The following is a 12,905-nucleotide window of genomic DNA, read 5'->3' as shown; positions in this document are numbered from 1 at the left end:
CCTTGCCTCCGTGGAGGAGGCGGTCCGCGGTGTCGCCGAACCGCTTGAACAACGCCTTCAGCTTCTCGACCAGCTCACCCAGCTTGCGGATCGCCGCCACCAGATCCGGGATCTTCTTCGAGAACTTCGCCGCCAACGCCGACACCCGCGTCGACGCCTGCTCGATCACCAACGGCGTCGCCAACCCCAGACTGAACACCAACTCCGCCGCATACGAGATCAGCGACCCCACCAACTGCGCCAAAGAATCCCGCACCAGATCATGCACCACCTGCACGATCGTCGACGCCATCTGCATCCCCGCCGCCATGCCATCCGCCCACGACGCCGCACCCTGCAGATGCTTCACCACATCCCGCTGAAACACCAGATACGCCCGCACCGCCGCACCATCCGCCGCGTCCAGATCCCCCAGCACCGTCGACAGATCCGACGCCGACCGCCGCAACTGCGCCCCCACATTCGTCCACGTCTGCGCGAACCCCGCCACCGCACCCGAATCCCCGGTCAGATCATTCAGCCAGCCCTTCAACGGCTGCAGATGCTCCATCAACCAGCCCAGACCCGCCGCGATCAACGACCCCAACGGATCCGAGACCGCCGCCACCGTGTCCATCACCGCACTGAACGCCGCGAACCCGCCCGCAACCCAGTCCCCCGACTTGATCGCCGAGACCAGCGCCTCCCCATCCTCCAACAAGAACGTCCCCTGCAACGGACTCGTCGTATCCACCGGCCCCGCCACCAACGGATTCGGCGGCGTCACTGCGCCCTCTCCAGACCGCCGTGCAGACCCCGGTAACGCCCGGAGAAGTCCTGCTCCATCGCCTCGAAGTCGCTCACCACGCCGAGGAACTCGGTCTCAGCCCGTCCCAGCATCGCCGACACCGAACTGATCGTTCCCACCGCGACCTGCGACACCAGCACTGCCGGCGGCACCAGGAACGAGCACATCACTCCGAACGCTCCGCCTGCGAGGTTCAGCGAGCTCGCGGCGTCCTGCGCCATCCGCACGTCGCTCGCGACCCGCCCCACCCGGGCCGCGTGCCGCCGCCCGAGCTCGAAATCCAACGCGATCTGACCAGTCATCAGCGGTACTCGATCCCATCCGGCAGCCCGTCCGACTTGGGCGCCCTCGCTTCGATCTCCGACCTCAGATGCGCGACAGCCGGATCGTCCTCGCCGAACGCCTCCGCCGCGATCCGCGCGGCCCGCGCTCCTGCGGCCTGCTGCGCCTTCACCGACGTGTCCACGATCATCCGCCCCAGCGCCCGCGCGCCGAGCTGCAGCGCGGCCTCGCTCAGGGTCACGTCGAGCAGGCGCCCGGAGGCGTCCACGGCGACCGTGACCTCGCGCCGCAGAGACGTGGCCTGCTCGCGCACGGCCTCGATCTCCGACCGCACTGCGGATGCGGCCTCGGCGCGCTGCTGCGCCTGTTCCACCTGCACGGCGAGGCGCTCCTGCACCTCCTCCGCGGTCATGCCCTCGAAGAACCCACTCACCACAACCACCTCAGTTCTCTTGCAAACACTCCGGTCCGGCCATGCTGCATCGGCAAGCTCGGACGACGAGCAGACGGTCTCGCACCACTCAAACTATTCGAGGAACACCGGGACGGTCGATGGGGAGAAGTGCCCATCGCGGGCCGGGACCCGGGACAGCACATCGGTCCCGGCCCGCCCCTGCCGCTCAGTCGCCATCGCCGGTGTCCTTGGCCCGATCGAGCGCGAGCCGCGCGGGGTCGATCAGCGCCAGATCCTCCTTCGTGACCAGCCGCGAGGCGATCACGTGCTCCACGAGCCGCGCCCGCCGGTTGGTCGCGGACCCGCGCGCCCCGCCGCGCATGCCCGGCACTCCGATCCGATCGAACTTGTCGCACACGTTGTCGAGCTTGCGGTTGAACCGGGTCACCGTCCACTCCAGGCGTGCGNCGCTCGACGGAATCGAGCTCATTCCGGATCCGTCGCGACGCAGCAGGGGCTCGGCGAGCGCCAGGAGCAGCTGCTTCTGGCTGATCGTCAGCGGCACCTCGCCGATCGTCGAGTCGCCGTCTCCGACGAGATCGTGATGCACCGGGCGGAACGTCGGCTCCGAGGAGTGGATCGTGAAGTCGTACGTGGTGGGGCCCGCGGAGAACACCACGTTCGTCCTCGCGAAGACCAGCGGCAGGCGCGCACCCGGCGCGAGCCAGGCCTGCACCCCGCCGGTCGCGTCGGTGACCGTCGCCTGCAGGCGGGTGCCGATGTTGGCCAGCCACCACAGTCCGCCCGACTCCATGATCTCGAGGAAGTGGCGGTGCAGGAACAGGTTGTCGTCGATCGCGAGATCGCCCTCGCGTCCGACCACGAACCGCCCACCCGGCTCGATCGGGAAGTACTCTCCGGCGAACTCGACCGTCACCGGCGCGGGGGCGCCGGGCTCCGCGATCGCGCCGGTCACGGCAGGCACCCCAGCGCCGGGTTCGAGCTGCGGCCGTCGCTGCGGCGCAGCTCGACGGTGATGCAGGTGGTCTGATCCTTCTTGAGGGTCGTGTAGGCCACCGGGGTGTCCACGGTCGTCGCCTGCCCCGGCCCGCTCGCGAGCGACTCCGCGACCACGTACTTGTCGCCCTCCTCGGGGTGCGGGTTGGTCCACGTGAAGCGGACCGTCCCGTCGCTCTGCTTCGTGGCGACGATGTCGGTCACCTGCGGGATCACGTCGGACGTGACGTCCTGAGGATCCGCGCTGGTCGGGGCGGGCTTCGGAGTCGGCGGGTTCGCGTTGAGCATGTTCACCGCGAAGACCGACCCGCCGGTGAGCACGACCACCGCGGCCGCTGCGACGAGCCCCCACACCAGGCCTCGCCGGACGCCCGGGCGAGACGTCCCGGTGTCAGAGGCCGGCTCCGGGCGCGATTCCGCCCCGGGTTGCGGGTGCGGGTGCGGGTGCGGGGCGTACCCGCCGGGCGCGTCGGGCGCTGCGGAGGGAGCGCCGGCGTACGCGTGCACGGCCGGAGAGGCCGCTGCCGNCCGTCGGAATCGGCCGGGCGGGCGGACTGCGCGGGGCCGGGGCTCACCACCTGCGGAGGACGCACCCGGGTGGGGTCGTCGTCCTGCGGCGCGAACGGAGCCGGAGCACGGATCACCGTGGCGTCGGTCGCCGCCGGCTCCGCGGGGCCGGGCGGGTGATCGAACCGCGGCCCCGGGGCGGTCGGCGCGACGGCAGGGGCCACCGGGCTCGTGATCGCGGACGGCCGGGTCGCGGTGTGGCTCGGGTCGATGCTCACGACCTCGCGGACGCGCGTCAGGCCGTCGTCGTCCTCGTCCGAGTCCGGCTCGACCGGATGGTCGTCCATGATGTCGATCGGCGTCACGGAATGAGACAGCTCGATCTGGATCTTCTGCAGCGCACGCGCGAACGCCACCGCGCTGGGGAAGCGGTCCTCCGGGTTCTTCGCCATCCCGCGCTCGAGGGCGCGGCTCAGGCTCTCGGGCACGTCCGCACGGCCGAGGGGCGGCAGCGGCTCGGTCTCGATGCGCGAGATGAGATCCGCGCCGCTGTTGCGCTGGCCCGGCCTCTCGAACGGCGAGCGGCCGGTGAGCAGGGTGTAGATCGTCGCCGCGAGCGCGTACACGTCCGAGCGGACGCCCCCCTGGGGCGGGTCGCCGAACGACTCCGGCGGCGACCAAGGGATCGACATGCCGGCGGCCTCGCTCACCGCCCCGGTCGTCGACGCGATCCCGAAGTCCGTGAGCGCGGGGCGGTTGTAGGCCGTGACCAGGATGTTCGCCGGCTTGATGTCGCGGTGCAGCACTCCGGCCCGGTGCGCGGTCTCCACCGCCCCGGCGACCTGCACGCCGACCCGGAGCGCCTCGGCGACGTTGAACGGCTCCTTGCGGGCGCGCTGCTGCAGGTTGGGGCGCGGGCAGTACTCCATCACCAGATAGGGGCGGCCGTCGTCCGCGACGCCGGTCTGGTAGATCGTGACGATCGCGGGATGCGTGGAGAGCATCGCCATGACGTTCGCCTCGTCGGAGAACTCCTGGGCGGCGCCCGACGAGAGGCGGTCCGCGAGCAGCACCTTCACCGCCACACGGCGGCGCGGCATCTGCTGCTCGTAGAGGAAGACGTCAGCGAACCCGCCGGTGCCGAGGGGCTCGACGTAGGTGAACCCGGCGAGCCGGGGAGGCGGAGACGGCGGACGGCTCACGGCAGATCCTCGAACGCGACGGTGACGCCGTCGCCGAGATCGATCACGTCCCCGCTGACCACGATCGTCTGCTCTCCCGGGTGCAGCCGGACCGGATCGGCGCCGGGCCGCAGCAGGGTCGATCCGTTGGTGGTGTGCAGGTCGAGCACGACCACCGCGTCGGCCTCGGGACGGATCTCGAGGTGGCTGCGCGAGATGTCCTGCTGCGGGCTGTCCACCGCGATCAGGTGCGGCAGCGTCGCCCCCGTGGAGCGCGTCGCGCGCGGGCGCCGGCCGATCACCACCGTGCGGTCGAGGGCCACGACCTGCCCGGTGGACATGCGGATCCGCGGCCCGTGGGACGGGTCGGACGCAGGGGACGCGGCGGGGCTGAACGACGGGGCCGGGTGGGAAGCGGGATCGGGGATGTGCTCGGGGGCGGCCCCGCGCAGGGCGCGGGCCTGGGCGAGCGAGATCGTCGCGCCGTCGTGGTCGCCGTCGTCGGCCTCCTCGAAGACCTCGTTCGCCGGCTGCTCGGCGCCGCCGACCGGGCGGAGGTCGAGCGTGTGGCCGCCGAGCGGAGGGGCGATGGTATCCGCGGGGGGCATGATCGTCTCCACCGGGACCGCGTTCGGCGAGGACGGCGACAGGACCGTGTCGTCGACATCGTCGTCGTGCGCGAAAGCGGGCGACGGGGTCGACCACTGCTCGGCGCTTCCCGCGGCCGGGATCGGCTCGGGGACCTCCATCAGCGGAACGTCCGCCTCGGCCACGGGGACCTCCACGGCAGGAGCGATCGGCTCGGGAGCGGGCTCGTCGAAGGCGGGCTCGTCTGAGGGGTGCTCGTCTGAGGGGTGCTCGTCTGAGGGGTGCTCGTCTGAAGCGGGCTCGTCTGAAGCGGGCTCGTCGGCCACCGAGTCCGACGCGGCGGGCTTGTCGTCCAGCGGGGTCCCTTCGACAGGCTCAGGGACCGGAGTCGGCTCAGGCTCAGGGATCGGAGTCGCCTCAGGCTCAGGGACCGGAGTCGCCTCAGGCTCAGGGACCGGAGTCGCCTCAGGCTCAGGCTCAGGGACCGGGGTCGGCTCGGGGACGTGCTCGGGCTCATCGGGCCGGGCGGCCTCCCCCTCGTCCAGCGGGGTCCCTTCGACAGGCTCAGGGACCGGAGTCGGCTCAGGGGCCGGAAGAGCCTCAGGGACAGGCTCCAGCACGGATCCGAACCCGACCCGGGCCGCGCGGACCACCCCGGACACGACCGGCAGGGCCACGTCGTCCTGATCGTCCTCGACGAGGATCTCGGCGCCGCGGACGGCCGGCACGAAGCGCTCGCTCCAGGTCGTGACCTCGGCGCCGGTGATCTCCTGCTCGGTCCCGGCCCCGACGACCCGGGCGCTCACCCGGCCGCGGACGGCGACCCGCGCGTGGTCTCCTTCGCGGACGACGGCGGCGAACGGCGGGATGGCGGCGAAGGATCCGCCGCCGGCGGCGGTGAGCGCATCGACCACGTCGGAGAAGGCGATGTCGTCGGAGCCGACGCGCTCCCACAGCCGCGCGACGAGCTCCGGCGCGGAGTCCGGAGGAAGCGCGACGACGGCGTTCGGGCCGATCAGCAGAAACCAGGTTCCCGCGCGGTAGACGGCGTTCATCAGCGCATCCCTCCCATGGCCTCGGCGCGCGGTCGCGTGTCCGAGTCGATGTCTTCGTCGTCGATCCCGGCCGCGCCCCCGGCTCCGGGCCTGGTCGTCACGTGGATCGCGTCCACGATGACGGCGGTCACGTTGTCGCGTCCGCCGAGCTCGAGCGCGCGGGCGATGAGCAGATCGGCGGCGGCCTGCGGATCCTCGTGCCGGAGCAGCGCCTCTCGGATCTCCTCGTCGCCGACCTCCGAGCTCAGCCCGTCGGAGCAGACCAGGATCCGATCCCCGACCGAGGCGGGGATCATCCAGTAGTCGGCCTCGCCGGTGCTGCCCGCGCCGAGGGCCCGGGTGATGATGTTGCGGCGGCGATCCCGCTGCGCGTCCGCAGCCACGAGCTCGCCGGCGTCGATGAGCTCCTGCACGACGGAGTGGTCGACCGAGACCTGCTCCAGCACGCCTCCCGCGAGGCGGTAGGTGCGGGAGTCGCCGATGTTCAGGGCGAGCCAGTAGCCGACGCCGTCCACCTCGGCCACGGCCACGCCGCTGAGCGTGGTGCCCGCGCTCGTCGCGCCGCCTCCCGCGATCGCGTCGACGGCCGCCCTGGCCCGGGCGAGGGCGAAACTGATGTCGTCGATGCTCAGCGAGCCTCGGCCCTGCAGACCGCGGAACTCCGCGATCACCGTGGTGCTCGCGACATCGCCCGCTTGGTGACCGCCCATGCCGTCGGCGACCAGGAACAGCGGCGCCTCCGCGAGATAGGCGTCCTCGTTCAGCGCGCGGCGCAGCCCGGTGTGGGTGGCCGTGCCGACCCGGGCGACGATGGGAGCGGTCATGCGTAGCCTCCGACCGTGACGATCCGTTCGCCGATCTCGATCGCGTCGCCGAGACGGATCCGGACCCGCTCGCCGGGCGGGCAGGCGACGCGCACGCCGTCGCGCACGATCGTCATGCCGTTCGTCGAGTGCCGGTCCATCACCCAGCCGCCCGCGGCCTCGGCCGCCGCTTCGAAATGCGTCTTCGACAGCGAGAGCGTCTCGTCGCGGACCACCACGACCGCCGCTCCGGGCTCGGGTGCCGGGTTGCGCCCGAACAGCGTCCGGCCCGAGACCGTCGCCCTGGCGCCGTCGTCCCAGACGAAGAGCAGACGGTGGCCGGGGATGCTGATGCGGGTGCTCTCGAGGTCGTCGTGATCGTCGGACGACTGCATCACCGGCGCGGACGTGGCCGGCGCAGGACCGGGGGCCACGGCCGGGGCCGCTGCCGGCTCCGCCGGGACGACGGGCGCGACCGGGGCGACGGCCGCCTCGGGCCCCGACACCGCCGCAGGTGCGGGGGCGGGGACGGAGGGGCTGATCCCGGGAACGACCGTGATCATCGCGCTCTCCGCCTCCTGGGCGACCCGCGCCGCCTGCACGGCCGCGGAGGTCACCGTCGCGTCGAGCGGATCGGCGCCGAAGCCGGCGTCGACCGGCGCGTATCCCGCTGCGCCCGACCCGTGTCCGGCGGGCGCGTACCCGGAGGCGCTCGGCGCGTGCGGCAGCGTGTGGCCGGTCGCGGCACCCCGATCCGCCGGGTCGTGCAGCACGGCCGGCTCCTGCGTGAAGGACGGCTGCTCGAAGGACGGCTGCTCGAAGGACTGCTGCTCGAAGGACGGCCCGGGAGCGGGCTGCGGCGGCGCGAACGCCTCGCTCGGGGTCGGGATGAACGGCATCGCCGTGGTCACGGGCGCCGCGGCCGCGGGCTCGGCCTGGCGCGCGGGCGCGGCGACCGCGTCGCGCGCGTCCCGCACCAGCGCGCCGGATGCGCGGTCGTGCCAGCCCTGATACCGGCCGGATCCATCGAACAGCGGCGTGAAATAGCCGACGACGATCGCCGTGCTCAGCCCGAACACCACGTTGCGCAGCAGCGCGCGTCCGAACCCGAGCGGCGCCCCGGTGTCGGCGCGCACGACCCGCAGCTTCATGATCCGCATGCCGACCGATGCTCCGGCGCCCTGCAGGATCGTGGAGACCACGAACCATGCGATCGCGACCGCGAACGTGGCGCCGAGGCCCAGGAGGATCATCGCGAGCACGCCGGAGAGGGAGCCGGGGGCGGATCCAGCCGTGACGCCGAGGGTGATCCCGTAGCCGACGACGACGATGACCCCCGCGATCGCGAGATCGATGAGGCACGCCACCGCGCGGCGCGCGATCGGAGCGATCGGTCCGATCGGGGTGTTCGTCATGGGGTCTCGCTCTCGGGTCGGGCGCCGTCGGGTCGGGTCGGCGTGCTCTCGATCGTGCCAGGTCGCCGTCGCGCGGCACCAGAGCCGAGCCGGATCCGCTCCGTCGCCGCCTCGCGCAGATTCTGCACGCCAGACGAGATCCGCGATCCGCCCATCAGCGAACGCAGGCTGAGCCTGGCCAGCAGGCGGCGGCGCCAGCTCGCGTTCTTGCCGAGGCCTGCGACGATGTCGTCGACCTCGCGCCAGAACGCGTCGACGTCCTCGGGCGAGGGCTCGGCCGGTCCGAAGACCTGCGCGTCGGCGTGACCGGCCAGCGTCGTGACGGCCGGGACGGTGAGCGCGGTCGCGACGGTCACCGCCTCCTCGGCCCTGGTCGCACCCGCCGGGATCCGGGCCCCGTAGTCGACCGCGCGGTCGGTGAGCTCGTCCCAGCCACCGCTGATCCGGTCGGCGGCCTGCGCGGCCGCGCGGCGGCGGCGACGGCGGGCGGCCTTCCACGCGCCGATCACGATGAACGGAGCGGCCAGGATCGCGAGCACCAGCAGCACGCTGCCGCCGATCGCGAGCACGGCGCCGATGATCCCCAACAGGTTGTTCGGGCCGTCCTTGTTGCCGCGCTGATCCGGCACGGTCGGCGGAAGGTCGACGGGCGCCTGCGGCGGAGGCGGCGGCTGCAGCACCTGCGGCTTCGGCACCACCTTGGGCTTGGTGATCTGATCCTGCGGGACCTTGTCCTTCGGCGGGGTCGGGTCGAACGCCACCCAGCCCGCCTTCGCGAAGTTCACCTCGACCCAGGCGTGCAGGTTGTCGCCGTTGGCCGAGAACGTGCCGCTCTTGGCGGCGCCCTTGTCGGGGTAGAAGCCCATGACCACGCGTGCGGGGATGTCGAGCGAACGCGCCGCGAGCGCCATCGCCACCGCGTACTGCTCGTCGTCGCCGATCATCTGCTCGCCCGCGATCAGCGTCGAGATGCGCTCCTCGGTGTGCCCCGCGCGGGACAGCGCCTCGCCCTGCAGACCGTGGCTGAAGAATCCCTCCTCGGAGAATTTCTTCGTCAGCGCCCTGACCTGCGCGATCGGGGTCTTCGCGTCCGCGACGGTCTGCGAGGCGAGATCGGTCAGCTTCTGCGGGATGTCCTGCGACGCCTTCGGCATCGAGACGGCGCCGAACGCGAGCCCCGCGAGCTGCTTGTCGGACCAGGTCCGGGGGATGGTGGTGTCGACCGTGTAGGTGTCGCCCTTGCCGAGCTTGGTGGTGGCGACGGCCGTGCTGGTCGACTCGTTGTAGAACGTGCCGCGGCGGAGGGACTCCGCGTCCGAGCCGTGGAAGTCGATCCGGCTGACCTCTCCCGCGTCGGGCAGCCACACGCCCCGATAGGAGTCCATCGTGAACGTGAGCGTCGCGTCCGCCCCTGTCGCGTCCGCGGACATGTTGTCGCGGATCGGGCTGAACGCCCCGGAGGAACCGACGCCGGCGTCCGACACGTCGTAGACGACGCCGTTGTAGGCGTCCATCGTGCCGACGCGGACGCGCGCTCCGGCGGGCAGGCCCTTGACCGTGAACAGGGTGTCCTTGCGGTGGTCCTTCACGTAGCCGCGGTACGACTGCAGCGGGCTCGCGTACTGGTGCAGGTCGAACGGCGGCAGCACGACGTCGCGGAACACGTGCCGGGGACCGGCGAGCGTGGCGGCCGTGGCGACGCCGGTGCCGGCGAGCCCGGCGACGACGAGCACCGCGGCGCCCGCGAGCAGCCGACGCCGCAGCAGCGCCGAGGAGCGGGATCCGTCCGACGGGGTCATCCGGACGGCCGCGTCTGCCGAGGCGCCCGCGCCCCGCAGCGCCAGCCAGGCCGCGCTCACGAGCGCGAAGACGACGCCCTGTGCGATCGGAGCCGCAGGATCGGGCACGCCCATCGCGATCACGAGCATGAGGTGCGCGCCGGCGGGGATGAGCGCCCACGCCACCCGCCGCAGACGCAGCGCGAGCGCCGCGGCCGTCGCCGAGGCGACGAGAGCCGAGAGGAACGGCACCAGGCCGTACCCGTCGCCGACCGCGACCGGCGCCACGGTGGTGAGCATCGCCTTCCAGCTGGTCACGGCGCCGGTGGCGAGACCGCCGAGGGTCGACCCGGTCGGGACGAATCCGAGCAGCGTGGTCTGCGGCAGGGCGAGCGCTCCGCCGAACAGGAAGTACGCGACCAGCACCAGCCCGGCGGTGGTCAGGATCCCCCATCCGCGCCAGGCGCAGAGAAGGGCGACGCCGAGGCCGAGAAGGAGCCCGCCCAGGGCGGCGGGCAGGTAGGACGGTCCGGCGAAGGAGGGCCACCAGCCCACGATCCCGACGCCGATCAGCACGGCGACGGCGACGAGGTCGATGAGCGTGCGGCGCACGCCGAGGGGAACACGGGGCGCTGTCGCGGCCGTCGGGATCCGTGGACTCCTGGGAACCCTGGCGGTCTTCGCGGCCTTCCGGGACGGGGCGGGAGCGGTCATGCGAGCACCTTCCCGAGGGCGAGCGGCAGCTGCTCCAGCGCGCCGACGGTGATCACGTCGGCGTCGCCGATGCGGCGGAGGGCGGGGGCGGAGCCGTGGCGGGCGACGATCGCCAGCACGCGGGAGCCGAAGGGCAGCCGCGCGCAGGCCGTGCGCAGCTCTTCGGGCGACGTGCGGCTGCCGCACACGAGGACGACGACGCTGGAGAGCGGCATGTGCGCGGCGACCGTGCCGGCGAGCGCGGACAGGGCGCCGTCCTTCGCGCGCCCGCTCTCCACGCCGGCGAGCGAGTCGAGCAGCTGCTTCCCGGTCCCCGCGGGGAGCGATCGCCCCTGCACCCGCAGCTCGACGTGCTGCGAGTCGCGGATCGCGCGGAGCCCGACGGATCCGGCGAGCGAGATCCCCAGCTCGAACTCGTCCTCGTCGAAGTAGTCGGCCATCGACCGGCTGAGACCGATCACGAAGTGCGAGCGCCGCGTCTCCTCGTACTGGCGGACCATGAGCACGCCCGTGCGCGCCGAGGAGCGCCAGTGCACCCGGCGCAGGTCGTCGCCGGGCTGGTACTCGTTCAGGGCGTGGAAGGAGACGTCGTCGCGGGACAGGTCGGCGGCGGGGAGGCCGTCGAGGTCGCGCAGGAACCCGAGCGACTGCCCGTCGAACACGATCGTGCGGGGGTGCACGAACAGGTCGATCGGGTCGTCCCTGCGGTGCGCCCGCTCGAACAGGCCGAGCGGATCGCCGCGCACCACGCTGACGGGCCCGACCGAGACGACCCCGCGGCGGTGGGTCGGGATCGCGAAGAGCTCCTCCGCCTCCTCCCCCGGCGCGAGCCGCTTGATCGCGAACTCGCCGCGGCCGGCGCCCACAGGCAGCACCACGCGGGAGGGCAGGATCGCCCTGCTGCCGCGGTTCGCGAGGGTCAGCGCGCCGACCGCGCGCTCGCCCACCACGACCCTGGTGCGGGCGAGGTCGAGGTGCACGTCGTAGGCGGTGCGGCCGATCAGGAACAGCGCGCACAGCGCGAGCACGACCGCCAGCACCAGGGCGATCACGGTGAGCTCGAGCCAGCCCAGCGGCAGCGCGATCAGCAGGGCGGCGACGGCGACGCCGAGCAGCACCCAGGCCAGCGGGCGCACCGCCGAGGCGATCAGCCGCAGCCGCGCGCCGACGCGGGCGAGCAGCAGGCCGGCGATGTCGCGCCAGCCCGCCTCGCGCTCGGATCCGGGGATCCGGGCCTCTGCGGTCGTGGTCATGTCGTGCTCTCTGTGATCGGTCGGTGCGGGTCGGGGTCTGAGGGTGTCGGAGGGATCCCGTGCCGGCGGCTCGTCCCTTCCACAGGCTCAGGGCCGGGGCTCGGGCGCCGCAGGCGGTCAGGCGGCGGCGCGCGCCTGCGGCGCCGGGACCTGCTCGACGACCCGGGCGACGACGGTCTCGGCGGTGGTGCCGGCGAACTCGGCCTCGGGATCGAGCAGCAGGCGATGCATCCAGACCGGCCGGACCAGCGCCTTCACGTCGTCCGGCAGGACGTAGTGGCGCCCGTGCGCGGCGGCCCACACCTTCGCGATGCGGACCATCGCGAGCGCACCGCGGACCGAGACGCCGAGGCGGATCGCGGAGTCGGCCCTGGTCGCCTCGACGAGTTCGGCGATGTAGCGCAGCACCGCCGGCTCGACGTGCACGGCGGCGGCGAGGTCGGCCATGTCGGCGACCGCGCTCGTGGTGATCACCGCGCTGAGTCCCGCCGACGGGTTGCGGTCTGCGGCGCCGGCGAGGATCGTCGCCGTGATCTCCAGGCTGGGGTAGCCGATCGACGTCTTGATCAGGAAGCGGTCGAGCTGCGCCTCCGGCAGCTTGTAGGTGCCGGCCTGCTCGATCGGGTTCTGCGTCGCGATCACGAGGAACGGGCGGCCGGCCTCGTGCGCGACGCCGTCCACGGTCACCCTGGACTCCTCCATGACCTCGAGCAGCGCGGACTGCGTCTTGGGCGACGCGCGGTTGATCTCGTCCGCGAGCACGATCGACGCGAACACCGGGCCCCTGTGGAACTCGAAGGTGTGCGTGTTCTGGTCGTAGATCGTGACGCCCGTGACGTCCGACGGCAGCAGGTCCGGCGTGAACTGGATGCGCGCGCTGGAACCCTGCACGGTCGCCGCCAGGGCCTTGGCCAGGCTGGTCTTGCCGGTGCCCGGCGCGTCCTCGAGGAGCACGTGCCCCTCGGCGAGCATCGACGCCAGCACCAGCCCGATCACGTCGCGCTTGCCCTGCAGCGCCCGGTCGACGTTGTCGACGAGGCGGGTGAAGGTCCCCTGGAACCAGGCGGCCTGCTCGGGGGTCATCGTCATCTCGGTTGTTCCTCTGATCTCAGTTCACGTCTGCGTCTGCGC

The 12,905-nt window shown here is 72.6% G+C and carries 13 protein-coding genes; 1 reads left to right on the top strand and 12 read right to left on the bottom strand.

Going from position 1 to position 12,905, the window contains the following annotated elements; translation table 11 throughout:
- The 7 genes from ACTJJZ_RS11060 to ACTJJZ_RS11030 form a co-directional block, all read right to left on the bottom strand.
- Positions 1–766, bottom strand: a 766-nt coding sequence (locus tag ACTJJZ_RS11060) for a hypothetical protein (protein WP_440720394.1), incomplete at its 3' end; no start/stop codon positions are given.
- A complete protein-coding gene (locus ACTJJZ_RS11055) occupies positions 763–1,089 on the bottom strand; it encodes a hypothetical protein (protein WP_440721232.1) in 327 nt (108 codons plus the stop codon). The genes ACTJJZ_RS11055 and ACTJJZ_RS11060, both read right to left, overlap by 4 nt.
- Positions 1,089–1,502, bottom strand: a complete 414-nt coding sequence (locus ACTJJZ_RS11050; RefSeq protein ID WP_440721231.1) for a YbaB/EbfC family nucleoid-associated protein — start codon at positions 1,500–1,502, stop codon at positions 1,089–1,091. Before ACTJJZ_RS11050 ends, ACTJJZ_RS11055 begins: the two co-directional genes overlap by 1 nt.
- A 187-nt stretch (positions 1,503–1,689) precedes the next feature.
- Positions 1,690–2,427 carry a hypothetical protein gene (locus tag ACTJJZ_RS11045; RefSeq protein WP_440721243.1) on the bottom strand — a complete coding sequence of 246 codons (738 nt, stop codon included), beginning with the start codon at positions 2,425–2,427 and terminating at the stop codon, positions 1,690–1,692.
- An 8-nt stretch (positions 2,428–2,435) separates the two neighbouring features.
- On the bottom strand, positions 2,436–2,807 hold the full coding sequence (locus ACTJJZ_RS11040) for a hypothetical protein (protein WP_440721230.1): 372 nt from the start codon (positions 2,805–2,807) through the stop codon (positions 2,436–2,438).
- Positions 2,771–4,087 (bottom strand): protein kinase domain-containing protein, encoded by a 1,317-nt coding sequence (locus ACTJJZ_RS11035; protein ID WP_440721242.1) that lies wholly within the window; start codon positions 4,085–4,087, stop codon positions 2,771–2,773. The genes ACTJJZ_RS11040 and ACTJJZ_RS11035 overlap by 37 nt, the downstream gene beginning before the upstream one ends.
- A 98-nt stretch (positions 4,088–4,185) precedes the next feature.
- On the bottom strand, positions 4,186–4,509 hold the full coding sequence (locus tag ACTJJZ_RS11030; protein ID WP_440721241.1) for an FHA domain-containing protein: 324 nt from the start codon (positions 4,507–4,509) through the stop codon (positions 4,186–4,188).
- Between the two features lie 491 nt (positions 4,510–5,000).
- On the opposite strand from ACTJJZ_RS11030, the gene ACTJJZ_RS11025 reads away from it, so the two are divergent.
- Complete coding sequence (locus ACTJJZ_RS11025) at positions 5,001–5,507, top strand: pentapeptide repeat-containing protein (RefSeq protein ID WP_440721240.1); 507 nt, start codon at positions 5,001–5,003, stop codon at positions 5,505–5,507.
- A 303-nt stretch (positions 5,508–5,810) separates the two neighbouring features.
- On the opposite strand, the gene ACTJJZ_RS11020 is transcribed toward ACTJJZ_RS11025, so the two are convergent.
- From ACTJJZ_RS11020 to ACTJJZ_RS11000, 5 genes are all read right to left on the bottom strand, one after another.
- On the bottom strand, positions 5,811–6,635 hold the full coding sequence (locus tag ACTJJZ_RS11020) for a PP2C family protein-serine/threonine phosphatase (protein WP_440721229.1): 825 nt from the start codon (positions 6,633–6,635) through the stop codon (positions 5,811–5,813).
- Positions 6,632–8,029 carry an RDD family protein gene (locus ACTJJZ_RS11015; RefSeq protein ID WP_440721228.1) on the bottom strand — a complete coding sequence of 466 codons (1,398 nt, stop codon included), beginning with the start codon at positions 8,027–8,029 and terminating at the stop codon, positions 6,632–6,634. The genes ACTJJZ_RS11020 and ACTJJZ_RS11015 overlap by 4 nt, the downstream gene beginning before the upstream one ends.
- On the bottom strand, positions 8,026–10,521 hold the full coding sequence (locus ACTJJZ_RS11010; RefSeq protein WP_440721227.1) for a transglutaminase-like domain-containing protein: 2,496 nt from the start codon (positions 10,519–10,521) through the stop codon (positions 8,026–8,028). The genes ACTJJZ_RS11015 and ACTJJZ_RS11010 overlap by 4 nt, the downstream gene beginning before the upstream one ends.
- Positions 10,518–11,774, bottom strand: coding sequence for a DUF58 domain-containing protein (locus ACTJJZ_RS11005; protein WP_440721226.1), 1,257 nt, complete (start codon positions 11,772–11,774; stop codon positions 10,518–10,520). Before ACTJJZ_RS11005 ends, ACTJJZ_RS11010 begins: the two co-directional genes overlap by 4 nt.
- A 117-nt stretch (positions 11,775–11,891) precedes the next feature.
- Positions 11,892–12,863: an AAA family ATPase gene (locus tag ACTJJZ_RS11000; protein WP_440721225.1), complete on the bottom strand. Its 972-nt coding sequence runs from the start codon at positions 12,861–12,863 to the stop codon at positions 11,892–11,894.
- Between the last annotated feature and the right edge of the window lie 42 nt (positions 12,864–12,905).

Origin of the sequence: Microbacterium sp. 22242 (assembly GCF_052045495.1) — a bacterium.
Lineage (GTDB): Bacteria > Actinomycetota > Actinomycetes > Actinomycetales > Microbacteriaceae > Microbacterium.
The sequence above is the reverse complement of the archived record's forward strand: the minus strand, read 5'-3'. Positions and strand labels throughout refer to the sequence as shown.

Excerpts from the sequence above, each read along its gene's own strand:
- ACTJJZ_RS11055 (WP_440721232.1), bottom strand. The coding sequence starts at position 1,089 with ATGACTGGTCAGATCGCGTTGGATTTCGAGCTCGGGCGGCGGCACGCG.
- ACTJJZ_RS11030 (WP_440721241.1), bottom strand. The coding sequence starts at position 4,509 with ATGTCCACCGGGCAGGTCGTGGCCCTCGACCGCACGGTGGTGATCGGC.
- ACTJJZ_RS11020 (WP_440721229.1), bottom strand. The coding sequence starts at position 6,635 with ATGACCGCTCCCATCGTCGCCCGGGTCGGCACGGCCACCCACACCGGG.
- ACTJJZ_RS11015 (WP_440721228.1), bottom strand. The coding sequence starts at position 8,029 with ATGACGAACACCCCGATCGGACCGATCGCTCCGATCGCGCGCCGCGCG.
- ACTJJZ_RS11010 (WP_440721227.1), bottom strand. The coding sequence starts at position 10,521 with ATGACCGCTCCCGCCCCGTCCCGGAAGGCCGCGAAGACCGCCAGGGTT.
- ACTJJZ_RS11005 (WP_440721226.1), bottom strand. The coding sequence starts at position 11,774 with ATGACCACGACCGCAGAGGCCCGGATCCCCGGATCCGAGCGCGAGGCG.
- ACTJJZ_RS11000 (WP_440721225.1), bottom strand. The coding sequence starts at position 12,863 with ATGACGATGACCCCCGAGCAGGCCGCCTGGTTCCAGGGGACCTTCACC.